Origin of the sequence: Bacillus sp. JJ1127, assembly GCF_036965845.1 — a bacterium.
Taxonomy (GTDB): Bacteria; Bacillota; Bacilli; order Bacillales; family Bacillaceae_G; genus Bacillus_A.
In genome coordinates this window covers 1-22067 of record NZ_JBALQK010000215.1, presented here as the reverse complement: position 1 = coordinate 22067, position 22067 = coordinate 1, and the positions used below count along the sequence as shown (strand labels likewise).

At 34.9% G+C, this 22067-nt stretch carries 21 protein-coding genes and 2 pseudogenes; 9 read left to right on the top strand and 14 right to left on the bottom strand.

Going from position 1 to position 22067, the window contains the following annotated elements:
- Window positions 1–219: 219 nt before the first annotated feature.
- The gene (locus tag V7183_RS19635) at window positions 220–2466 is read left to right on the top strand and encodes an ABC transporter ATP-binding protein (protein ID WP_335360552.1); all 2247 of its coding nucleotides are present in this window, start codon (window positions 220–222) and stop codon (window positions 2464–2466) included.
- Window positions 2463–4337 (top strand): ABC transporter ATP-binding protein, encoded by a 1875-nt coding sequence (locus tag V7183_RS19630; RefSeq protein ID WP_335360551.1) that lies wholly within the window; start codon window positions 2463–2465, stop codon window positions 4335–4337. The genes V7183_RS19635 and V7183_RS19630 overlap by 4 nt, the downstream gene beginning before the upstream one ends.
- A gap of 165 nt (window positions 4338–4502) precedes the next feature.
- On the opposite strand, the gene V7183_RS19625 is transcribed toward V7183_RS19630, so the two are convergent.
- Together V7183_RS19625 and V7183_RS19620 are read right to left on the bottom strand one after the other, a co-directional pair.
- On the bottom strand, window positions 4503–5948 hold the full coding sequence (locus V7183_RS19625; protein ID WP_335360550.1) for an RNA-guided endonuclease InsQ/TnpB family protein: 1446 nt from the start codon (window positions 5946–5948) through the stop codon (window positions 4503–4505).
- A gap of 149 nt (window positions 5949–6097) precedes the next feature.
- Window positions 6098–6229 (bottom strand): annotated as a pseudogene (locus V7183_RS19620) (nucleoside triphosphate pyrophosphohydrolase); the annotation flags it as partial.
- Between the two features lie 472 nt (window positions 6230–6701).
- Between V7183_RS19620 and adhP the strand changes: the two are divergent.
- On the top strand, window positions 6702–7748 hold the full coding sequence (gene adhP / locus V7183_RS19615) for an alcohol dehydrogenase AdhP (protein ID WP_335360549.1): 1047 nt from the start codon (window positions 6702–6704) through the stop codon (window positions 7746–7748).
- An 82-nt stretch (window positions 7749–7830) separates the two neighbouring features.
- On the opposite strand, the gene V7183_RS19610 is transcribed toward adhP, so the two are convergent.
- Window positions 7831–7956: a hypothetical protein gene (locus V7183_RS19610; RefSeq protein WP_335360548.1), complete on the bottom strand. Its 126-nt coding sequence runs from the start codon at window positions 7954–7956 to the stop codon at window positions 7831–7833.
- A 3-nt stretch (window positions 7957–7959) separates the two neighbouring features.
- Window positions 7960–8298 carry a DUF4870 domain-containing protein gene (locus V7183_RS19605; protein WP_335360547.1) on the bottom strand — a complete coding sequence of 113 codons (339 nt, stop codon included), beginning with the start codon at window positions 8296–8298 and terminating at the stop codon, window positions 7960–7962.
- Window positions 8299–8565: 267 nt separating this feature from the next.
- Between V7183_RS19605 and V7183_RS19600 the strand changes: the two genes are divergently transcribed.
- Window positions 8566–8946, top strand: coding sequence for a MerR family transcriptional regulator (locus tag V7183_RS19600; RefSeq protein WP_335360553.1), 381 nt, complete (start codon window positions 8566–8568; stop codon window positions 8944–8946).
- A gap of 5 nt (window positions 8947–8951) precedes the next feature.
- Complete coding sequence (locus V7183_RS19595; RefSeq protein WP_335360546.1) at window positions 8952–9845, top strand: DUF2268 domain-containing protein; 894 nt, start codon at window positions 8952–8954, stop codon at window positions 9843–9845.
- Between the two features lie 146 nt (window positions 9846–9991).
- Here the strand turns inward: V7183_RS19595 and V7183_RS19590 are convergent, their stop codons facing one another.
- Window positions 9992–10366 carry a hypothetical protein gene (locus V7183_RS19590; protein ID WP_335360545.1) on the bottom strand — a complete coding sequence of 125 codons (375 nt, stop codon included), beginning with the start codon at window positions 10364–10366 and terminating at the stop codon, window positions 9992–9994.
- Window positions 10367–10485: 119 nt separating this feature from the next.
- On the opposite strand from V7183_RS19590, the pseudogene V7183_RS19585 reads away from it, so the two are divergent.
- Window positions 10486–10692, top strand: a pseudogene (locus V7183_RS19585) (hypothetical protein); the annotation flags it as partial.
- A 565-nt stretch (window positions 10693–11257) separates the two neighbouring features.
- Here the strand turns inward: V7183_RS19585 and V7183_RS19580 are convergent.
- The gene (locus tag V7183_RS19580) at window positions 11258–12037 is read right to left on the bottom strand and encodes a SinI family restriction endonuclease (RefSeq protein ID WP_335360544.1); all 780 of its coding nucleotides are present in this window, start codon (window positions 12035–12037) and stop codon (window positions 11258–11260) included.
- A 145-nt stretch (window positions 12038–12182) separates the two neighbouring features.
- Here V7183_RS19580 and V7183_RS19575 point away from each other — a divergent pair, with 145 nt between their 5' ends.
- Window positions 12183–13580, top strand: a complete 1398-nt coding sequence (locus V7183_RS19575) for a DNA cytosine methyltransferase (protein ID WP_335360543.1) — start codon at window positions 12183–12185, stop codon at window positions 13578–13580.
- A 112-nt stretch (window positions 13581–13692) separates the two neighbouring features.
- On the opposite strand, the gene V7183_RS19570 is transcribed toward V7183_RS19575, so the two are convergent.
- The 7 genes from V7183_RS19570 to V7183_RS19540 form a co-directional block, all read right to left on the bottom strand.
- Entirely contained in the window at window positions 13693–14106 is a 414-nt protein-coding gene (locus tag V7183_RS19570; protein WP_335360542.1) for a hypothetical protein, read from the bottom strand.
- 133 nt (window positions 14107–14239) lie between these two features.
- The gene (locus tag V7183_RS19565; RefSeq protein ID WP_335360541.1) at window positions 14240–14602 is read right to left on the bottom strand and encodes a (deoxy)nucleoside triphosphate pyrophosphohydrolase; all 363 of its coding nucleotides are present in this window, start codon (window positions 14600–14602) and stop codon (window positions 14240–14242) included.
- Window positions 14603–14771: 169 nt separating this feature from the next.
- On the bottom strand, window positions 14772–15029 hold the full coding sequence (locus tag V7183_RS19560; protein WP_335360540.1) for a hypothetical protein: 258 nt from the start codon (window positions 15027–15029) through the stop codon (window positions 14772–14774).
- A 428-nt stretch (window positions 15030–15457) separates the two neighbouring features.
- Window positions 15458–16465 (bottom strand): restriction endonuclease, encoded by a 1008-nt coding sequence (locus V7183_RS19555; protein ID WP_335360539.1) that lies wholly within the window; start codon window positions 16463–16465, stop codon window positions 15458–15460.
- Between the two features lie 100 nt (window positions 16466–16565).
- Window positions 16566–17357, bottom strand: a complete 792-nt coding sequence (locus V7183_RS19550; protein ID WP_335360538.1) for an NERD domain-containing protein — start codon at window positions 17355–17357, stop codon at window positions 16566–16568.
- A 105-nt stretch (window positions 17358–17462) separates the two neighbouring features.
- The gene (locus tag V7183_RS19545; RefSeq protein ID WP_335360537.1) at window positions 17463–18014 is read right to left on the bottom strand and encodes a restriction endonuclease; all 552 of its coding nucleotides are present in this window, start codon (window positions 18012–18014) and stop codon (window positions 17463–17465) included.
- A gap of 36 nt (window positions 18015–18050) precedes the next feature.
- On the bottom strand, window positions 18051–18245 hold the full coding sequence (locus V7183_RS19540) for a hypothetical protein (protein WP_335360536.1): 195 nt from the start codon (window positions 18243–18245) through the stop codon (window positions 18051–18053).
- Between the two features lie 388 nt (window positions 18246–18633).
- Here V7183_RS19540 and V7183_RS19535 point away from each other — a divergent pair, with 388 nt between their 5' ends.
- A complete protein-coding gene (locus tag V7183_RS19535; protein WP_335360535.1) occupies window positions 18634–19725 on the top strand; it encodes a tetratricopeptide repeat protein in 1092 nt (363 codons plus the stop codon).
- Window positions 19725–19931, top strand: coding sequence for a Phr family secreted Rap phosphatase inhibitor (locus V7183_RS19530; protein ID WP_098198082.1), 207 nt, complete (start codon window positions 19725–19727; stop codon window positions 19929–19931). Before V7183_RS19535 ends, V7183_RS19530 begins: the two co-directional genes overlap by 1 nt.
- A gap of 90 nt (window positions 19932–20021) precedes the next feature.
- Here the strand turns inward: V7183_RS19530 and V7183_RS19525 are convergent, their stop codons facing one another.
- Window positions 20022–21353: a hypothetical protein gene (locus tag V7183_RS19525; protein ID WP_335360534.1), complete on the bottom strand. Its 1332-nt coding sequence runs from the start codon at window positions 21351–21353 to the stop codon at window positions 20022–20024.
- Between the last annotated feature and the right edge of the window lie 714 nt (window positions 21354–22067).

Here is a 22067-nt window from a genome sequence, read left to right as displayed (position 1 = left end):
TTTTTAATTGATGTATGTAGTTTAAAACCCTTTAACAAATTCATCACGAAATTCTACACCCTAAAAGTTGCATCATATCTTCATATAGTCATAGAATAAATCTGTGGTCAAAAATATATACAGAGCTGCTACAATTCATTACTGAAAACATGAAGAATAAAGGAAGGAACCGAGGGAAAAACTAAAAAAATTAGACAGGAAAATGGAGAGATGAATTAAATGTTAAAGATCATCAAACATTTAAAACCATTTGTTGCTTCCATCATTGCAGTTGTATGTCTTTTAACTGTGCAGGCAGTATGCGATCTATCACTGCCAGACTACATGTCTAACATTGTCAATGTAGGGATTCAACAAAAAGGTGTAGAAAATGCAGTACCTGAAGTTATTCGTAAAAGTGAAATGGATAAACTTACACTCTTTATGAATGACAATGAGAAGAAAAAAGTAGCTGACAACTATACGCTTTTAGATAAGAACAATCTTTCTCAAAGTGAATTAAAAAATGATTTAAAAGATTATCCACAGCTGGATAAAGAACCACTTTATAAGCTACATACAGAGGATAAAAATATAATTAACGAACTTAACGATATCTTTGGGAAACCAATGTTAATTACACAAGGAATTGAAAAAGGCGGTTCATCTGCTTTCCCTCCTGCTGCGACAGGTGACAACAAAGCACCAGCAAAGCTTCCGCCAAATACGGATCCTTTTGCAGTCATTGCGAAACTGCCTCAAGTTCAAATTGATGCAATGAAAGAAAAGGCAGATGAAAAGTTTAAGAATATGCCAGGCAGTATGGTAACACAGTCAGCCGTTTCATTCATTGAGAATGAGTATAAAAAGATCGGTATCAATACCGATAAGCTTCAATCTAATTATATTCTTACTTCCGGCGGAAAAATGCTGCTTCTATCCTTAGTAAGTATGGCAGCTACCGTTATCGTGAGTTTACTTGCTGCAAAAGTAGCTGCAGGACTCGGCAGAGATCTTAGAAAGAAAGTATTCCGGAAGGTTACAAGCTTTTCAAATGCGGAGTTTGATAAGTTTTCCACTGCCTCTTTAATCACAAGAAGTACAAATGATATCCAGCAAGTGCAAACACTTATGGTTATGCTGCTTCGCATCGTATTCTATGCACCAATTTTAGGCATAGGCGGCATTATTAAAGTACTTACTACAGACCTTTCAATGGGATGGATTATCGGAGTTGCAGTTATCGCGATTTTAAGCTTAGTCATTGGTTTATTTAGCATCGCAATTCCTAGATTTAAAATGATACAAAAATTAGTAGATAAAATTAACTTAATCACGCGTGAATCTTTAACAGGTATGCTCGTTATTCGTGCGTTTAATAATCAAAAGCATGAAGAAAAGAAATTTGAAAAAGGAAATCAAGATTTAACAAAAACAAATTTATTTGTAAGCCGTTTAATGTCATTTATGATGCCAATGATGATGTTTATCATGAATGCCGTTACTGTACTGATTATTTGGGTTGGAGCACACCAAGTGGATATGGGACATATGCAAGTTGGTGATATGATGGCATTTATGCAATATACAATGCAAATCATCATGGCCTTCTTAATGATCTCTTTTGTATCGATTATGGTTCCACGTGCTTCTGTATCCGCACAACGTATCGCAGAAGTTTTAGATACTGACCTTTCCATTCATGATGCAGAGAAGCCAAAAACATTCGCTTCAGACAAGAAAGGTTACGTTGAATTTAAAAATGTTAGCTTTAGATATCCAGGTGCAGAAGAAGATGTGCTTTCCAATATTACCTTTACTGCAAAACCTGGTGAAACAACAGCTTTCATTGGAAGTACAGGTAGCGGGAAATCCACATTAATCAACTTAATTCCGCGCTTTTATGATGTCACAGACGGCCAAATCTTAATAGATGGCACGGATATTAGAGAAGTATCTCAGAAGGAATTAAGAGAAAAAATTGGTTATGTACCGCAAAAAGGAGTTCTATTCTCCGGTACGATCGAAAGTAACTTGAAATACGGTAAGAAAGAAGCAAGTGAAGAAGAGCTCGCAAAAGCTGCAGAAATCGCACAAGCGATGGAGTTTATTAACGCGAAACCTGAAAGCTTCCGTACAGAAATATCACAAGGTGGTACGAACGTTTCCGGTGGTCAAAAACAAAGACTTTCGATCGCCCGTGCTCTTACGAAAAAATCGGAAATCTTCATATTTGACGATAGTTTCTCCGCTCTTGACTTTAAAACAGACGCGCTACTTCGCAGAGCTTTAAACAATGAAATTGCCGGAAGTACGCTTTTACTTGTTGCCCAAAGAATCAGTACCATTATGAATGCAGATAAGATTATTGTACTTGATGAAGGACAAATAGTTGGAACAGGCACTCATGAAGAGCTTATGGAAAACTGTGAAGTTTATAAGCAAATTGCCTTATCACAACTTTCAAGAGAGGAGTTGTCATCATGAGTGATAGAAAAATAGAAAATAACAGACAAGGTGGCCCTGGTCCTGGCGGCGGCGGTCATATGGGCGGCGGCATGCGAAAGATTGAGAAGGCAAAAAACTTCAAAGGAACGATGAATAAGCTCCTTCAATACTTGAAGCCCTATAAATTATCAATCTTAATCGTTATCCTTTTCGCAATCGGTAGTGCAGCCTTTACAATCGTTGGTCCAAAAATTTTAGGAAAAGCAACAACAAAACTTTTCGAAGGACTCGTAAGCAAAGTAACAGGAGCACCCGGTGCAGCAATTGACTTTACCTATATCGGAAACATTGTCGTTTTACTCCTTGGATTATATATACTAAGCGCTGCGTTTGGCATTATCCAAGGGTACATTATTTCTGGAGTAGCCCAAAAAGTATCTTATAACTTCAGAAAAGAAATTGATGAAAAAATTAACCGGATGCCGCTGAAATACTTTGATAAAACAACGCACGGAGAAGTATTATCAAGAGTCACAAATGACGTAGATACAGTGAGCCAAACGTTAAATCAAAGTATGTCGCAAATCATCACATCGGTTATTACAATCATCGGTGTATTCATCATGATGTTATCCATCAGCTGGCAAATGACATTAGTGGCGGTTTTAATCTTACCAGTATCGATGATACTCATTATGGCAGTCGTAAAACGATCCCAAAAATACTTCAAATCCCAACAAGAATATTTAGGACACGTAAACGGGCAAGTTGAAGAAATTTATAGTGGTCACAATATCGTTAAAGCCTTTAACAAAGAAGAAGAAGAAGTGAAAAAATTCGAAGAGGTAAATGACATCCTTTACCACTCCGCATGGAAATCGCAATTTTTATCGGGAATGATGATGCCGATTATGACGTTTATCGGTAACATCGGTTACGTCGCTGTATCCATTTTAGGCGGATGGCTTGCGGTAAAGAGAACAATCGCAGTTGGAGACATTTTAGCCTTTGTACAATATGTAAGAAGCTTTACACAACCAATCGCTCAAGTAGCCCAAATCGCGAACGTACTTCAGTCCACAGCTGCTGCTGCAGAAAGAGTCTTCGAATTTTTGGAAGAAGAAGAGGAAGTGCCAGAAGCAGAAAATCCAGTGAAACTGCAAAAAGTAAACGGAGAAGTTACCTTCAAAGATGTTCAATTTGGATACAATCCAGATAAGATCATCATCAATAATTTCTCAGCTAACATTAAGCCTGGACAAAAAGTAGCAATCGTCGGACCAACCGGAGCAGGTAAAACGACAATCGTGAAACTGTTAATGCGTTTCTATGACGTAAACGGAGGTGCGATATGTATAGATAGTCACGATATAAAAGACTTCACGAGAGAAGACCTACGCAACATGTTTGGTATGGTACTGCAAGACACTTGGCTATTTAACGGTTCAATCATGGAAAATATACGTTACGGTAGACTCGATGCTACCGACGAAGAAGTAATCGAAGCAGCGAAAGCAGCTCACGTTCACAGCTTCGTAAAAACATTACCAAATAAATATCAAATGGAACTAAACGAAGAAGCAAGCAACGTATCCCAAGGACAAAAGCAACTACTAACAATTGCCCGCGCCCTTCTAGCGGATCCGAAAATACTAATACTCGACGAAGCAACAAGCTCCATCGACACTCGTACAGAAGTACTGATTCAAAAAGCGATGGAAAACCTCATGGAAGGCCGAACAAGCTTTATTATCGCCCATAGATTATCAACAATCCGTGATGCAGATTTAATCCTTGTTATGAAAGACGGGGATATTGTAGAACAAGGTAATCATGAAGAGTTATTGAAGGCTGATGGTTTCTATGCTTCGCTTTATAATAGTCAGTTTGAAGGTGCGGATGCTTCGTGAGATTGATGGGACACTCCTCTTTTTTAGAGGGGTGTTTTGTTTTATATATGATATTTAATAACGAATTACCGCCTTTATTTTCTGTTCTGAAGTAAATTTAGTCATGAAAACTCCCGCCACTTATCTCCTTCGGATCTTGAAGTGGGGGTTTCTCGTGTATCACCTTCAAGAGATGCTTAACACGAGTGGAGTTGACACAGCTGCCTGATGGCACAACCCCTCTATTCCATCGGCAAACGCCTTTGGAACTGCTTTTTTTAAGATGTTATAGGAACCATTCACATCTGCGTTCAATAGTTTGTTCTCTTTCGTACGATACAAGCCACGTTTGATACGTTTTCCACTGAATGCAGGGATGTATTCCTCACCGTAAGTGGGGATCTCATCATTGTCTAGAAAAGATGCCTTGCTTGTATACGATTCTTCTACGACTTGTACCATTATGCCCTGTCGCTTCGCCTTGTAGTTGATCATTTCAATGAGTAGATTATGCGGGATATGGCAAAAGGATTGATTCTGTCTTTTTCCCATATCACTGTTTTGTTTCCATGATGTATTTTTCCCAATGACAATCATAGAGATTTCATGTTGAACTGCGAAATGAACAATATGGTAACTCATTTTGTGAAAGAGATCTTTTATTTTGAGAAACCGTTTCTCATGAAGCCTCTCTAAACGCTTGGATGTATGCGGTCCTTCTTTGGGTTCTTTTCCATGACGAAGAATACTCAGTAAATGTGCCTTTTGTTTGTTGTAGTATTGATTGATGCTTTTGATGACATTGCCCTTTACTAACACAGGTATGGTTCCTGTATTCGTTGTGATAGTTGCAATGTTATGAATCCCTAAATCAATACTCATATAGCGATTATTATCCACATGCTTAAGTACTGGCTCAGATTGTTCTGTCACAATTTCAATCTTAAACTTCCCATAAGCAGGAGAAACACGTACCTCTTTTAGGTTTTCGATATGTCCGAACAATTTACCGATATTTAATTTTATGCTTGTTTTTGGAAAACGAATATACTTATCTTGGAGTTTACATACTTGATTCGTGAATACAATTTCTTTCATAGATGATTTGATATATTTGGGAATGCAAGGTCTGCCCGTAAAAGTGGAATGTTGTTTCTGATATGCTTTCATGGAGGCGAAGAATGATTTCCAATTTTGATATAACTTCTTCATAACTGCTTGATTCACTTGCGATGGTAGATTTATATAGTCTTGTTGCTTCATTGTTTTAAACAAACAATCTAGGAAGTTATAGGAGAGGAATGTTTTCTTTTTTGTCGGTAACGTAAACAGATTACACTTGATTTCTTTCCGTTCTTCTGCCGGCTTTTCTTTCTGCTTTTGCACACGTTTTTGATACGCATGAAGTTGATTTTCATTCATGATTTCAATATATGCTTGTAATGTATGGAGAACTTCTTGTTGAAGGGGCTGTAAAGTTTTCTCTGTACGTAAAGCCGTATACACTTGGCGAATGTAGAAGTTTGTTGTATTGTAGAGATTTTTTGCATTTTGACACATTTCCATGAAGTAGGCGTACAATTTATGACCTTTCTTGATCCAAATTTGATAGGTTGCATATTCTTTTTTCATCCTGTTCACCACCTTCTTTTCTTCATGATACTACAAAACAGCCAAAAAGAACATACATTCGCATTGCTACGAAAATATTTTTACAAATTCGATGGTAATTCATCTCGACCTTAAACTGGGCTATGCCCTGCACGTTTTGAAGGTGGAGTTTTCTCGCCTGTTTTCTTACATATTTCTTTTATGTATTCTTTTTCATCTATTATTCTTGTTGTAAATATTTTACCGTTATTTTCAATAATTTCTGGAATGCGGTCACGCACTAGTTTATTGTAGGTCGGCATCGGGATCCCTCCAATATTTTGATTTTATTATTATATCACCCAATATTTGCCATACCCCTTAAAGTAAGCATGTAATGAACACAAAGCCAGACGAAAACCTTGTCTTTCAAGAATCATATCGCCCTCATCTAAATCTATATAATTTGTAATATACTCATATCATGTTAAATATTCTAGTAAATGATATCACTCCCGATCTTCATACGATTCTTTAAATCTGACTAAATATAAAAGAAACAATAAAATTCCGAATACACCTTCAGGATTTTTTCTTTAAAGGCATCGAAGACTATTTACATAATATTTCAAAATTTGTTCAATATTTCATAATGTTTTTTCCAAATTTTATGTTACGCTTAACGGGTAATGATGATTAAACACTTGAATTTAGTACAATAATTGGCCATAAGTGAGGTCAAAGGTTGTAAGATGAATTCATTTAAATTCTAAAGTACTAAAGGGGAGATCACATATGAAAGCAGTAGTGGTTAATAAAAATAGCGAAGCAAACATTGAAGTTATTGACAAAGAATTACGTCCATTACACTCAGGCGAAGCATTAGTAGATGTAGAGTATTGTGGAGTTTGTCACACTGACTTACACGTTGCGAATCATGATTTTGGTAACACAGATGGTCGCATCCTTGGTCACGAGGCTATAGGTATTGTAACTAAAATTGCTGATGATGTTACTTCACTTAAAGTTGGTGATCGTGTAAGTATCGCATGGATGTTCCAATCTTGTGGCCGTTGTGAGTATTGTGTAACTGGTAGAGAAACATTCTGTCGTGAAGTTAAGAATGCTGGTTATACAGTAGATGGTGGCATGGCTGAACAATGTATCGTTACTGCTGATTATGCGGTAAAAGTACCAGAAGGATTAGATCCTGCTCAAGCATCATCAATCACATGTGCAGGCGTAACTACATACAAAGCTATTAAAGTATCAGGCATTAAACCTGGTCAACCTATCGTAATCTACGGTTGTGGTGGATTAGGTAACCTTGCGATCCAATATGCTAAGAGTGTATTTGGTGCAAAGGTAATTGCAGTAGATATCAATGACGATAAATTAGCATTAGCTAAAGAAGTTGGTGCCGATATGACTATCAATCCAATTACTCAAGGTCCTGCTGATAAGATTATTCAAGAGGCGTTTGGCGGCGCTTATGCTGCTGTAGTAACAGCGGTTTCTAAAGTAGCCTTCAACTCAGCAGTTGATGCAGTACGTGCTTGTGGTAAAGTAGTTGCGGTAGGCTTACCAGTAGAAACTATGGACTTAAACATTCCACGACTTGTGCTAGACGGAATTGAAGTAGTTGGTTCCCTAGTTGGTACTCGTAAGGACCTAGAAGAGGCATTTATGTTCGGTGCAGAAGGCAAAGTAGTACCTGTTGTTCAAACTTGCCCACTAGATGAAGTACAAGGTGTATTCGAAAAAATGGAACAAGGTAAGATTCAAGGTCGTATGGTAATCGATTTTAAACAGCACAAGTGCGATTCTCTTAGTAAATATTAAAAAGGCAGCTTCTTGGGCATGAGTCCGGTATTGGACTCATGCCTTTTCATATAGTTCTCCAACTCTTGTTTAAAATGCCCCTCTACTCCTCATAGCCATAATACAGATCATTTTGCTTTCTTTTTCTTATAGCTAAATACAGGCCGACAAGTAAAGCCAATATCGCAATAATAATCCTCTTTTTCTTTGTTTCCATTTCTGTGTTCATTACTTATTCTCCTTCCATAGCATATTTGTCTTCTTTAAATAACGGAATTCGAATGAGATAACGGTATGGTTCATTACGGATTATTTTCCACACAATGATGACAACTTGAATAACCTCCAAAGCAAATACATTCCAAAACAAAACTTCACTGACACCTGAACTAATGTTAAAGAGAAGAAAAATCAACAAATGAAAGTTAAATGCTTTTCGGCAATGGTATTTGTACACCTCATTTTTACGTGCCAGCGTTATATACATAAACAATGGTGAAAAAAAACCTAAAACAGCTGATAGCAGTAACATGATGACGATATTTCTTTTTTCCCTTGCAATGCTTTTCATTGGAACTCCCCTTTCGTTTTTTCTTCTTTTTTATCGTAAAAGATGACGTGGGGAGAAGTTCAAGGGTATTATTCAATTTCTTTTGGATGTATTAATTTAAAACGTGTACCGTTTAAAAGTGGAAAAGGAAGTGAATATTGGAATATTTATCGACGGACTTATTATGTCTATCGATTTTTTAATTGGTTTCACTCTTTTTATATCAAAAATCAATAATCAGCTTGACCCTAACGCAACGTGATAGATTAAGTTAATCTTAGGAGGTGAATTCAACTGATAACAACGGGAGATGTCAAAAAGGCTACTGGCTTGCCTGAAAGAGCAATACGATATTATTGTAATTTAAATTTGATTACTCCTAAGAAAAACGAAATAGGGCAAATACATTTATCAAATGAGGATTTACTAGACTTAACTAAAGTTTTCAATCTCAAAATATTAGGAAAAAGTTTAAAATCTATAGCGTCTTTTCCATTACATGAGCTTAATATTAGAGACATTAAACTTCAGCTTGATGAAATGAATACCCATATAGAGTACTTACTTATCTCGTTAAACCAACTAGAGAATATCGTGAATGAAGATATCTTATTAAACACTCTGAAACTATCTTATGAATTCAATGAAAAATATATAAACAAGAGGTGATTAAAATGAAAATCCACATGGAAGATACTTTAAGTCAATACGAAAAATTACTTTCATTGCCTCTCAAAGAGAGAGAAAATTTCTTTAGATATACAATGATGAAGCCTTTTGAAGATATGTGGAACACAATTAACGTGCCACTTAAAGCCAAACAGCCAAATGGATACGATGTGGTGATGGCAACTAAAATGTTAGGGTATCTTGATATAAAAGAAGGCGATATAGCAAAAAAAGCATTGCATGACTTAAAAACAATAGATGCTCTAAACATCGCTCAAAAAACATTAAACAGATGCATAGAGTTTGCAAAAGCTACTAACCTAGAAGTAAGTGCAGAAGAATTAAAATTTGGAATGTATATTGCTGACCCTGAAAAGCTAAAAAATCAAAATGGCTACTGCGGTTTCGGCGGAATACCTGGATATGTTACCATAACCATTCACCCAAACAATTATAACATTCCGAGAATACCAGCACTCATTGCTCATGAATTTCATCACAACCTCCGTTTTTCTTATTTCGATTGGGATCATGGAGACGTAACGCTAGGTGAATATTTAGTCATCGAAGGACTTGCTGATTCATTTGCTACTGAATTGTACGGTGAAGAATATTTAGGTCCTTGGGTCACATCAATTGATGAAGAAGAACTCGAATATTCGATTCATGTCATTCGGGAAGGTTTTCATTTAAAAGGATTTGCAGAAGTTAGTAGTTACATGTTTGGAGATGAAATTGCTAAAAAAGAAGGTTATTCACCAGTAGGCCTATCATCTGGTGCAGGTTACGCAGTAGGTTATTATACCGTACAATCTTTTATGAAAAAGAATAACATTACAATTCAAGAAGCCACATTGTTAAGTGCAGAAGAAATTATTACAGGATGTGGCGTTTTTTAAGAGAAGAGTATTTTAAAGTTCGAAGTATTATGACGCAGAATATGTATTCTGCGTTATTTTATATATCTCTATTTTATAAAAAATATAAAATAATAAGTGGGGATCTCAAAAAAGAAACCGCCTTTGCAGACGGTTTTGCTTTACGCTTATACGTTTCCTTTCTCTAACTCCATTGCCATGTCATTTAATACGTTTTCTTTCAAATATAGTAACGCTGCTTGCTCTTCTTTCGTCATACCACGAAAATCATGTATCCCATCTAGTAATAACCAACTCGCATCACCTATGATATTACGATACCGCTTCTGTTCTATCTCGTTAGGTATCATTGTAAGCATTTCCTCGATACTAGCGATTGAGAACCTGCGCTTTGCTCCATCGATAAAATACACCGAAATGTAATCAATCGTATTATTAATTTCGAAATAATATGTATTATGACCACGCTTTACTTCTGCAATATACCATGTTAACTTCTTTCCTTCTGATACAGATATTTTGCCCTTTGCCAACTGCTTCATTTTATTCTCCCCTTTACTATAATTCGTTTCTCTATTACATGTAAAATTTTAGCACTTTAAAGTTAACGAAATATAAATAGAGTATAAACTTTCCATTAACAACGGTTAAATTTACTTTTATGTACTGTCAAGTGAAAAACAAACGGAACATCTTATGTGTGAATTTGCGAATTTTTTACGCTAGTGTGTCCTGCGTCAAAATGGAACTCGATCCATTGCGTACTAAACTAGCCGTTGTTGGCGATGTGAATAGACAAGGTTCGATTGTGTTAGCTGCCACTCCTCCTTTGAAAGAATTAGGAGTTAAAAAGATGAGCCGAATTTATATTGATGTTTCTTCCTCAATTGGTTTAAATTTTGTACGTGGTCGTCCTTTAAACAGTGAAGTACCTCCGCTACGTTCATCAAATGGTTTACCATCTTTCCACTTTTTCACCCAGACTTTTAATTGTGTACAATTTCGAATACCTAATCAGTATGAAAGCCTTTGATAACTTTCGGATCCATTCACATAGGCCTTAACGGCATTCAACTTAAATTCTTCCGTATAGGATTGAAATTGTTGTCCCTTTTTCGCCATAGAAAAATCCCCTCCAAGTTTCATTCTTTCCTTCATCTTATCATGACGGTTTTTTTTGAATGTCTACTTAAAGGGGATAATACCAGAAAAACCTATTATTCATAGGATCTCCAAGCTTTTTCTTGTTGCTATTTAATTATTAAGCTAATATGATTTAGGTCAAAATAGGCGTGGTTAAGACAATTACGATTGGTTATTGTGACTTAAAAAGTGATAAATTTATTTGGTTCGTTACCGAAAATTTACCGAAAGTGCATTTCAAACATAACTGTTAGCTATAACAAAAGGTAGACATTCAGTAATTTTATTTTTTAATCGAGCGTTTCAAGTTCCTTTGTCGAATTTTCCGCGATATACTCCAAATATTTTTCTTCAGTCAACAGTAATTCTAAATTTCCATTTGCATGAACCAATTCTCTTAATTCTTCCCAATTTGGAATAGGCTTATTCAAACCTGTTGCAACACGTGGACGGTTTAATCTGTTCCACTTCTTAATTTTTGTACCACTACGAATTGCAGAGCTTGAGCTATTCTCAGTGTTATATTTATTTTTTACTTGTAACAAAATAATTTCATCACCTAAATAGCAAAAATCAATTGCTCGAAACGTTGACCCAGCACACCAAATCCACCCATAAGGTTCCAACACTTCCGCCAAGTATTCCTCAAGGATACTTCCGTTCATGTTTTCAGCACTCATAAATAAGAGATGGCCGAGCATATATTTATTAAGCGTTTCTTCATCCTCTTCGGTATTTGAAGCAATTCGTTCGATTAATGCGGCATCTTCTTCTCCATAGGTTTTCAATGGTCGTTTAAGAGCTGGATTTTCTCGATCCATTACATATTTTCTGCACCATTTAATTAGATAATCTTTCGCCATTTCCCCTAAATCATCGTCTTCTTCAATAGACAATACAGTAAAAAGACTTGTATCATTATCTAGAGAAAAAATAAACATCTCACTTAAATTATTTTGATAATCTTCATTAACGACCTGATTTCTTACCGCATCAAAAGCAGATTTTGCTTGTTCTTTTGTTAACCCCTCGTCTAATAAGTATTCAAATGATTTTCTAATTTTACCCATATTACCCCTCCTATTTATACATGTATATATTTCATTATTCAGTCTAACTTACCAGAATAATTATTGCACGTTAAATATAAAAATATGTTATTATATCCACATGAGACTTCGGGTCTATAAAATGTTTCGTTGTGGAGGGATTAATATGGAGGTATCTGTTGAAGTAGTTGCTAAACAACTAAAAGTCTCAGAACAATATGCAAGAAAACTTATGAGAGATGGAAAAATTAAATCTACGAATATTAATAGAACTTGGACGACAACCCAAGAAGCTATAAATAATTTTTTGGAAACTGGTGAGTATGTAATCGATCCCGATGATAAAAAGCGAGTAACTGATGATATACCAAACATTGTTGCATTATCATTCTTCAGTGGAGGGATGGGACTGGATATAGGCATGGAAAATGCGGGTATTCACCCACTCCTTGCTTGTGAAATAAACAAAGATGCACGAGCCACAATAGTTGCTAACAATGATGAAATCGCCTTAATTGGAGATATTTGGGAATGCACTCCTGAAAAAATAAGAGAATATGCAAAAATCCCGAAAGAAAGAAATATAGATATTATCTTCGGTGGCCCTCCTTGCCAAGCCTTCTCGACTGCTGGTAATCGTAAAGGTTTTGAGGATGCACGTGGAAATGTTTTTATCCGCTACTTGGACTTAATTGGTGAAATGATGCCAACGTATGCAGTTATTGAAAACGTTCGTGGGCTTCAAACGACGCAAGCCGTTTTAGATGACACTCAAGGACAACCTATAAAAGGTGGAGCCTTACATTATGCAATTAAAAAATTAGAATCTTTCGGATATAGTGTTTCATTTGAACTATATAATGCCGCAAATTTTGGTGCACCCCAAAAACGAGAACGATTTGTTATCATAGGAAAATTGGGAAATGAAAAAGTTCCATACTTAACCCCTACAAACTCAGAAAACGGTGAATATGACTTACCACCTTGGAAAACTCTTGGGGAAGCAATTGGTGACATTCAAGGAACTAAAATGAACTACATTATGATCCCTGAACGTCGCAAAGAATGGTTTAAGAAGATACCTGAAGGCGGGAATTGGAAATCATTATCTGAAGAAGAACAACGTGAAGCAATGGGAAAGAAATTTTTCATGGGCGGTGGAAAAACTGGTTTCTTCAGACGCTTGTCATTCAGTCAGCCAAGTCCAACACTAGTGACGGTTCCAACTATGCCAGCTACTGATTTAATTCACCCAATCGAATTAAGACCCTTATCAATAGAGGAATATGCTAGGATTCAAGAATTTCCTGATAATTGGAAATTCCGTGGGAAAATCATGGAAAAATATAAACAAATCGGAAATGCTGTTCCAATTAAACTTGGAGAAGCAATAGGAAAAACCTTACTTAACGATATTAATGGCATCAATGACAATATTTATGACGGTTTCAAATATTCTAGATACAATAATACATCTGATATAACTTTTCCAATTCTTTATAATAAAAATGTAGAGAAAGCCTTAAAAAATCACGATGTTGAACAACTCCTTCTTCCAATCTAGGAATAGATTAAAATCCCCCTTCCTTAATAGCTTTGGGTTTATAAAATTTGATTATTTGACTAGTTTAAGAAATAAAAAATTTGCGAAGTAGTTAAAGAAAAAGAGGCAAGAACTAGAAGATTTTTCTAGTCCTTGCTTTTTGTAATTCTTCTTTTAAAGTTAGGAAGTTGTTGATGTAAGCAAAATTTTGAGGTGCATTAACTCCTAATTCTTTCATGAATGTTAGTGGAATAGGTTTTTCTATTTCTTCTAGGCCAACGATTTCATAAGCGAATTTTCTACCATTCTCCATAATCGCAATGAATTTTTCATTTCCTTCATTATATTGGACTTCATCATTGAGCTCGCGTATTGGATTTTTTACAGTCATTTTATACCGAATTTCCTTAATTGGTTTCGGTACGTATACCCACATTATTAAATATCCACTATTCGAAGTGATTTCGAAATTTCTAAATTCAAAATTTTTGCTAGTCGTTTTTATCCGTTTACAGTATTTTTCATATATGCTAGTTAAAATTTCCATTATTTATTTCCTTTACGTTCATTCTTTTGAAATGAGAATAAATTTTTTAGTTTCTTGATTGTTCTATCAACAAATGTTTGCTCTTTTAAATCTTCATCGGATTTGTTCAGTTCCTTAAATTTCTCATGTGTATCTAAAAAAACTTTGATAATTTCTCAATAGTCGGAATATCAGCAGGTGCCCAATCAAAAGATGCAAGTTCGTTTGGATGTAACCATTTTATCAATACATGTTCGGTTAAAATAGGACTTCCTTCAATTAGCTTACAACAAAAAATCATCAAATGAACAATTCCAAAATCATACTCATAAGCTGTATAATCGATTTGTTCACCAATCTGTATTTTACAATGCACCTCTTCGCTAATTTCACGTTGTAATGCTTCTTGAGGTGACTCTCCATCTTCTATTTTCCCACCTAGAAATTCCCACTTAAGAGGTAACGCTTTAGTTGGCCCTCTTTGCGCACATAAGATTTTCTCATCTTCAATAATCACTGTTCCAACAACATAAATATTTTTTCATTACATCCTCCTTAACTTAACAGAAATTCTGTTATAGTGCTTAAAAATATAACCTATAGATTATTAGGAGCTTAAAAAACATCCATTATTCTATTTATTATATACTTTAACCCACACCATGCTCTGCTCTCTTCCAAGTGCTCTACTCGCCTGCTATATCCACCAACAAATCTATAACATCTTGGCACTCTTCTTCACCAAACAAAGCATTCATACTCTCTAATACTTCCTTCGTATCCGACCAATCACTAATATTACTCGTACTCTTATAAATTCTTGTATAAGAGGTATCTGGCTTTTTAACTCGTGCACTTATTTTTATTCCTTTGCTTTCAAGTTTTGTAAGTAACGCGATTCTTTTATAAGATTCCAGTGGAGCTACTTCTATGATGAATTTCAATCTATTTTCTTTTAAACATTCAAACAACGTAATAAAGCAATTTCTTAACCACCAATTCCATTGTAGTACTCCGATTTTTTCTTCAAGTAGCCGGAATTCTGGCAATCTATGATGAATGTTATAGCATTCTTCTTACAGATTATGTTGTGTAACAAACAGTTGAAATGTAGCAGCTAAAGTCCTCTTATCGACTTGATTACTTTGTATACGATAAGTTCCAAGGCCTTTTATTAATCTGTCCATTTTAGAGAGTACAATTGAGATACTACGAATCTCTTACTTTTTAACTGATAATACGTAAATTCCATTCTATGAAAATAAAAAAGATAAATACAGAAAAACACCACTGAATCTACTTCAACTTTACATATATCAGCTTCCTAAACTGATAGCTAAATACTACAAAAGATACTCATAACAGATCTCATTTAAAAGAAAGCAACTTTCTTAGCAAGTCCAAATGTCATCAGCGCTTCTTCTGGTAATCGTTCTAGATCCTCAAATAACATATCTACAAACTCTTGCCCATTAATGAAGCCTATATTTTTATTTTCTTTGGCAGCGTATTCCTGCGCAAGTGCCTCAGCATCTTTCCCCACTATACCGCTCGTGACGATGATTCCATGATTACCCGCATCCATTGAATCAGCTAATTGCTTTACAACCCAATCCTGCAAAGCGCCTCCGCCTATATAAAAATGCTTTACTTGAATTCGAACAGTGAGACCACCAGGTAATTCAGCTAACAAATCAGTATCTCCAACTTCACTACTAGTTGTAGAAAGACGGTATAAACCTGGATAGTATAGAGATAATAGTGTACATACCGCATTTTCAAAACTACTCGAAGTAACACCGAACAATCCACCAGCTTGCAATTTTTCCAAATATGCGTTCTTCATCTCAATGTCAGTTTGTTCAGAGAAGTAGTGCTTTTTCTCTGTAACAATCTCATGAATATCTTCATAATAAGTGGAGTAAAGAGTTTGTCTTCCTTTTAAAGAGTCGAACAGACGGCCTGTCAGCATCTTCCTAGGTATTGCTTTCTTTTCATAAAGCCATTCCACCCATCTTTGATGTGGATAACCTTCTTCGCCGTTGTCAACAGATTCATCATACTTATAGCTTGAGGCAATGCGTCCAATATAAGTAAATCGACCGTCTGGGACAAGAACATAATCTCCTATCTCTATCTCTTGTAAAAAGCGATAGATGACACCTGCCTTTTGGCCAAGTGCTTTTGGTGAATATGTATACTTACCCTCTACTACTTTTTTAACTTCTTTTCTTTTGGAAACCTCCGATAGATCTCCAATACCAGGCCAACCAATTGCGATTATTCCATTGCCTGTATCCTGATGTTTATGTTTTGTTAAAAATTCCTTCATACGATTAACACCATGCGGAAATGGCCTAACAACCCATGCTTTTCCCATTGTAATTCCCCCTACTCCTAAATATATTTCATAATGCAGTCAAACTTCCATCAATGGCGTTTTCTTACTGCCCATTAATACTAGATAAAAAAGAATTTTTTCAATCCACTTTCCTTTTACCAACAGACAACTGCGCCGTATACCGACAAGAAGGAAAATTACTGCAACTTAAAAAAACTCCTTTTGAACCTTTTCGTTGTACTAAATTCCCGTTACACCTAGGGCAAATATGCTTCTGAACCTTTAGGTTTGCTTCTTGTTTGTTCGTTCGAATGTTTTCTACGTGCTGTTTTTTTATATTCTTGTCAGTGATATTAGCTTGTTGAAGTGTACGATAGATTTTTTTCATTTGACCTGGTGAAAGAATTTGCTCTGTGTGATTACGAATATGAGCCACTACTTCAGAAAAATAAATCGCATATACATGCGATGAAGTAATATTAATTTTTTTCAAATCACTCGAATTGCTAAATGTGATTAGGGAAATGAAAGGGATATCCTCATTATTCAATACATATTGTATCGTTTTGATATGGCCATAATTTTGCCAAACGGGATTATGGAACTTGTCTTTCCTTTTAAAATTCACTTGCGTCCATTTTGAGTCCCATTCGTTTCCAAATATCCAACCTTTATAATTCTTTGTTTCTATGACGAAAATACCCGATTGCGCTATAACAATATGATCAATTTGCGTTGTTTTTCCTTGTTCTGTCCTCAAAGTGATATCATGCATGAACAAATATTTATTCGAATCTAGTTTAGATAAGTGTTTCCGAACCTCTTTCTCACCAGCACGTCCTTTTATGTTAGAGTGGTTTGCTGCACGATACATCATTACCCCTGCAATTAAAAATGCGAACAGAAACATTGTGAACATATACATTACCATAACTTTTTACATTCTCTCCTTTTATACACCTCGTAACACTTTAGATAAATATACTCATTTTACAATTTACATTAGAATGTCTTTCAAACTAGAAATATCTTACTCTTACACTGTTGCTTTGATTTTTCCTTGATTGACCTTTACACTTAACTTAATTAATCTCTCTCGATCTATTAGTACCACACGATTAGCGGTAGCAAGTTTACGTGCTGCGGCTGTAAAATTACTATTCGTAACAACCCATGTTTCATCCGCTTTATAGAATTCTTTTGCACCAACAATTTCTTGAACAGAACTAATTCCTACATTCTTCTTATAACGTTTTGCTTGCACGATAATCTTTTTATTGTTTTTTCGTAAGACTAAATCTGCTCCAAAGTCGCCAGACGCCTTCGTAACTTGTGTTTGATAACCCAGTGATCGAAACAAAATACCCAAGTATTCTTCAAATTGATGACCGTTCATTTGATCAATATCATAGATTTTTGATTGTCGAAGCTCTTTTAGTTCCTTAACATGCACATAAATATATAACAATATAATAGCTGCTGATACAATTACTATCGGTATTAAAAATTCAGGTTTCCACAGTATTCCAACAACTGTCATAACTAGCAGAGAACCTAATATGGAATCATCTTGCTTCCTCTTCGCCATCATCTCACCTCCGTTCTTTTGCCAAAATAACTAAGTTTAATAGGCTATATAAAATATCACTCCTAAAATAGCTATGGCAATAACACCTTTCACTATACGTAGGATAGTCTCTGGTATATAGGATGTAATGATGACGAGCGCAATACATACAGTAACTATAACACCTAAGAGTATCCACCCGTTCCAAATCATTTCTTTTAGTGATTGTGGTAGTTCTACATTGAAATTCATTCTTTCTTCCTTTCGATATAAAATCCTTTTATTTATATAAAACATTATAATATTTTCGAAACAAAAATAATACTCAGCTGAGCATTCAATTAGCTATGGTGTCATTAAGCAGCCTTAGTTCCTAATGTAGTAGGACTATGACTACTTCTTTTGATTCCACTACTACTTTATGGACTAAAGAAAAGAAATGACATGAGAAGAAAGTTCTTACATCACTGTATATTCGATTACTTTATTAAAATCACAACTGAAAATAACGTCTTTAGAAATAAGTTATTTCCCAGTTTAATTTTCTGACAATTATTGAGAAATCTGTAATTACACCTCTAATATTTTAAATTTATGGTATTTTAATAATAATCAAAATATATAGAAAGAAGGGGGTTCTATGAGTGTTCAAGCTACTGGTAATGAACTAGTTACCAAATTGTTGAATGATTGGTATCAAGAAATAAGAGCACAACATGTAATCGAAGCTACACAATTAAAAAAAGAAATTGGTGAAAAAATTCATAATATAGAAGATCAAAATGTATTACTGCATTACTCACTGTTAGATTTTAGATATAGAGTTCTAACAGATGGTTTAGGAATTTCAAAAAATGCTTTTGACAAAGTTGAGTCTTTTCCTACACCAACCGATACTCTTTTAGCTTACTATTATCATTTCTTCAAGGCAGTCCATTCTACCATGCTTACCAATTACAATGAAGCTAGAAAGCATTATGAAAAAGCAGAAAACTTATTAGAGCATGTTTTAGATGAAATGGAGCATGCAGAGTTTAATTATAGGATTTCTTCATTTTATTACCAAACATATCAACCACTTTCAGCAATTCAATATGCAACGAAAGCAAATGAAGTATTCTCCAGACATATAGGACATGAGATTAATGTAGCTTTATGTAAAAATGTTCTAGGGTTATCTTGTTCAGAATTAAAGCAATACGAGTACGCAGAGGAGTACTTTACTTCTGCAATTAATATTTTACAAAAGCAAAATAATAAAATATTAATTTTAAGGGTAAGACACAATTTAGGGTTGTTGTATGCAAGTCAAAATCTTTCCCCTTTAGCTATCAGGCACTTATCAGAAGTCTCTCAAAATATTCCTAATCATTTTAAGGCAATTTTTCTAGAAGCCAGAGAACATTACAAATTAGGAGAAACAGAGAAAGCTAAAGAATTAATTGAAACAGGATTGAAAGTTTGTAGCGAACTAGAAAATGATGAGTATCGACATCACTTTTTGATTTTGAAAGAATTATGTCAATTCTCAACTATAGAAAATATAGAAAGAGTGGTTCTTGAAGGTTTTTCTTACTTTGAAAGAGAAGGTTTAATGGAATATATTCAAGAATATGGAGAAATGTTAGCAATGGAATTTCATAAGAAGGAAAACATAAAAAAGGCTGAACATTATTTTCATAAAGCTTATGAAATAAGAAAAAAATTATTAGAAAAAGGAGCATTAAAATGATGAAGAAACTTAGTTTAGCTGTAATGGGATTGGCAGTTGCGGGTGTTTTATCTTTTGGAGCAAGTACTCTTTCTGAATCAATGCAAGCAGGACACGCAGATCTTCCTGCACCAAAGTTTGATGTTAAACAATATGCTGCTCATGGAGATACTCCTGCACCTGCAAGACCGGATTTCTTATTAGCTGCTCATGGAGATACAATTTAAATAAACACATATAGCAGAAGAACTAATCATGTAGGTTAGTTCTTTTTTATTATAGAAATAGGCTATTTCAAACTGAAATAGCCCCTCCACTTATCCAAACACACGCATCTCATCTAAAAACGCCGACCTACTTTTATGCTGTATTTTCAGTGCTTCTAACCGTTTTTGCCATACATCTTGTTCCTGTAGTTTCTTTTCATAAATGTTTTTTGCTTTTTTAAAGTGTTTGACAGCTACTTTATAACGTTTACGATTACCGTTTGGTATAAGGACACAGCCTTTGTTCCAATAATATTCCATGATTTCTCTTGGATATTTATCTACAAGTTTATCTGCAAAACGGTCCAAACCTATGTCAACATATCCATATGTTATTTTGCTTTGTTTAAGCATGGTTTCTAGTATCTCATTATACATCTCATTGTCATAACAAATTTCCAAGTAATCCATCGTACTTTCTTTTTGAACAATTCCCATCATCTCTTCTTGCACTTCTGCCCAATCTTCAACTGAGAAATGCTCTTTCATTGAATTAAAATCATCATAATGTTTTTTATCGCGATAATCCGTTCGAAATGCCCTTACTAACATATTCTTTAACTCTTCATACTCATTCTTCCGTTTAAAGTATGCAAAAGCACGATCACGTATTAGGTCAATGTCGGATTGCTCACAGAAAGCCATGTCTACTACAGCTTGTATTTGATTCATTTCATCTTGTTCTGCATAATAATCAAATAGAAATGCGAATAATTCTGTTTTTCTGCCATGTCCGTTCTCCACTCCTGCTTCAGCAACTTCAATCGCTTTATCTATCTGCTCCTGTGATATGTAATATGCTGCTAAATCCCAATAATCCATTCCATATTTTAAAGATTGTAACCGTAATTGCAAATACGCTTCTCCGTCTTGTAATTGATCTTTATAAATGCCCATGATAAGTGTTTGATTCCAATCACTAGGTGCCTTTTGAAGCAACATAATCACATGTTTCCAGTCCGAATCCGACTCACATAATTCATAGATCATATCCATTAGCACATCATCAAACCCAGAGTTTCCAATGGCATACTGCGTAAATAATTTATTGATTAGTAATCTTTTCTCTTCAGTAGGGATGGAATATTGAAATACTAAGCCTGTTATTTTCTCCAAATATTCATAAGCCTCATATTCAAGGTATTCAGGTCCACGACCATAATCGTTGAAATCACTAATGATCTCTTCTGCCCTTTCCCAATATTCCCAAAGCAGCTTGTTTGATAAAGGATCTTTCTTTTCGCTTCCTTTCTGTAATGCGTACCATTCCATTACAGCCATATCTATATCCATATACCGATCTGCCAAGTGCTTCACTAATTCAATCAATTCTTCTTTCTCTAATTCCTTACACAAATCTTGTAATGATAATTCTTTTGTCATATACTCACTTCTCCTTAACGGAAACATCTTCTTTCTTTTTCACAGCTTATATGAATCATTATAAACACTCTTCAATCATGTATAATCACTAATTGACAGATTTTCTAATCTACACCGTCTTACCCACTAGTACACTCGGTCACCATCAACCAATAAAATGATATCGACCACTTTTACAAATATATCGACGCTTCGACATAGAATATCGATATTCCGACAAATTTCGTCACACAAAAAGAAAGAACGATTCTTTTAATCGTTCTTAACTGAATCCGCCATTACGTTTAAGATTAAATGATTGCGTTGTAACAACAACGTTTGTTTTGCATTCGGATTTATTTGACCATCTATCACAATATCTCCTGAGTCAGCTTTTTCTAACAAACCAATAATATTTAAAAGTGTTGTTTTTCCACTTCCACGATTTTTACTTTTCCAACCACCACTTTCATAATCACCTTCACCATTTGTTACCGATGCGCGACCTTGCCAAAAGACTTTATAACAGCAAAAGGAGCTAAACTATATATGTTAGCTCCTTTTACTTGCAAATTATTTAATTATAAAGGAAACGATTCCTATAATTACACACAGAATTCCGCTTAATAATTGTCCTATTCCAGAAGCCTGTCCAAGAATCAATAAATTGAAAAGATTTTTTCTTGTTTGGGTTTTTCCTACGAATGCATCATCTGTTTTCATTCTATATATACC

Bases quoted from the DNA above. Each gene is read 5' to 3' on its own strand.
- V7183_RS19550 (WP_335360538.1), bottom strand. From the start codon at position 17,357: ATGGTAATGTATATGTTCACAATGTTTCTGTTCGCATTTTTAATTGCA.
- V7183_RS19625 (WP_335360550.1), bottom strand. From the start codon at position 5,948: ATGAAAAAAGAATATGCAACCTATCAAATTTGGATCAAGAAAGGTCAT.
- V7183_RS19555 (WP_335360539.1), bottom strand. From the start codon at position 16,465: ATGGGAAAAGCATGGGTTGTTAGGCCATTTCCGCATGGTGTTAATCGT.
- V7183_RS19630 (WP_335360551.1), top strand. From the start codon at position 2,463: ATGAGTGATAGAAAAATAGAAAATAACAGACAAGGTGGCCCTGGTCCT.
- V7183_RS19575 (WP_335360543.1), top strand. From the start codon at position 12,183: ATGGAGGTATCTGTTGAAGTAGTTGCTAAACAACTAAAAGTCTCAGAA.
- V7183_RS19580 (WP_335360544.1), bottom strand. From the start codon at position 12,037: ATGGGTAAAATTAGAAAATCATTTGAATACTTATTAGACGAGGGGTTA.
- V7183_RS19540 (WP_335360536.1), bottom strand. From the start codon at position 18,245: ATGAATTTCAATGTAGAACTACCACAATCACTAAAAGAAATGATTTGG.
- adhP (WP_335360549.1), top strand. From the start codon at position 6,702: ATGAAAGCAGTAGTGGTTAATAAAAATAGCGAAGCAAACATTGAAGTT.
- V7183_RS19605 (WP_335360547.1), bottom strand. From the start codon at position 8,298: ATGAAAAGCATTGCAAGGGAAAAAAGAAATATCGTCATCATGTTACTG.
- V7183_RS19595 (WP_335360546.1), top strand. From the start codon at position 8,952: ATGAAAATCCACATGGAAGATACTTTAAGTCAATACGAAAAATTACTT.
- V7183_RS19590 (WP_335360545.1), bottom strand. From the start codon at position 10,366: ATGAAGCAGTTGGCAAAGGGCAAAATATCTGTATCAGAAGGAAAGAAG.
- V7183_RS19525 (WP_335360534.1), bottom strand. From the start codon at position 21,353: ATGACAAAAGAATTATCATTACAAGATTTGTGTAAGGAATTAGAGAAA.
- V7183_RS19545 (WP_335360537.1), bottom strand. From the start codon at position 18,014: ATGGCGAAGAGGAAGCAAGATGATTCCATATTAGGTTCTCTGCTAGTT.
- V7183_RS19570 (WP_335360542.1), bottom strand. From the start codon at position 14,106: ATGGAAATTTTAACTAGCATATATGAAAAATACTGTAAACGGATAAAA.
- V7183_RS19535 (WP_335360535.1), top strand. From the start codon at position 18,634: ATGAGTGTTCAAGCTACTGGTAATGAACTAGTTACCAAATTGTTGAAT.
- V7183_RS19635 (WP_335360552.1), top strand. From the start codon at position 220: ATGTTAAAGATCATCAAACATTTAAAACCATTTGTTGCTTCCATCATT.
- V7183_RS19530 (WP_098198082.1), top strand. From the start codon at position 19,725: ATGAAGAAACTTAGTTTAGCTGTAATGGGATTGGCAGTTGCGGGTGTT.
- V7183_RS19610 (WP_335360548.1), bottom strand. From the start codon at position 7,956: ATGAACACAGAAATGGAAACAAAGAAAAAGAGGATTATTATTGCGATA.